Genomic DNA, 536 nt, shown 5'->3' with positions numbered 1-536 from the left:
CCTGCCTCGGCTCGCCGGACTCGGCGACCGTATCCTGCTCGGTTCCGACTTCCCCAACATCCCTTACCCCTACGTCCACCAGCTCCACGCTCTGGAGCGGCTCGGCCTCGGCCCGGAATGGCTGCGAGCCGTGTGCCACGACAACGCGGCAACGTTGTTCGGACTGTGAAGTTGCAGACGACGGACGGGTGCGGCGGGACGGCGGGGTTGGAAGGGAGCCCAAACGGGGCGTGGGCTGCCCGCTGGGGCAGGCCTCAGCCAGCCGGCCCGGATGACGCCTGGTGTGATCGCCGCCGGCGCGGCCGACCCAAAGGCACTCGCACCCGAGAAGCGGCCCGGGGCAGCGATGTGCCGGTGGCGCGCCACGCGAGACGCCGGCTGTGGACGGCTCCGGGGAGACGCGCAGGGCGTTCCCGCTCGGCGTTCGCGTGAGGGCTCAGTCGTCCGAGCCGGGCGGCGGCCGCTCGATCAGGTTCTGCACCGCCCGGCTCAGCACCAGCACGCCGCCGACGATGAAGAGCGCCCCCAGCGCCTCC

General features: G+C 72.8%; 1 protein-coding gene. It reads left to right on the top strand.

Annotated features, from left to right (window positions below; genetic code table 11):
* A partial coding sequence (locus tag CCN33_RS30125) for an amidohydrolase family protein (RefSeq protein WP_167387983.1) occupies nucleotides 1–169 on the top strand: 169 nt, incomplete at its 5' end.
* Between the last annotated feature and the right edge of the window lie 367 nt (nucleotides 170–536).

Origin of the sequence: Streptomyces recifensis, assembly GCF_002154615.1 — a bacterium.
In the GTDB taxonomy this organism is placed as follows: domain Bacteria; phylum Actinomycetota; class Actinomycetes; order Streptomycetales; family Streptomycetaceae; genus Streptomyces; species Streptomyces griseoluteus.
This window is presented reverse-complemented; position numbering and strand designations above follow the sequence as displayed.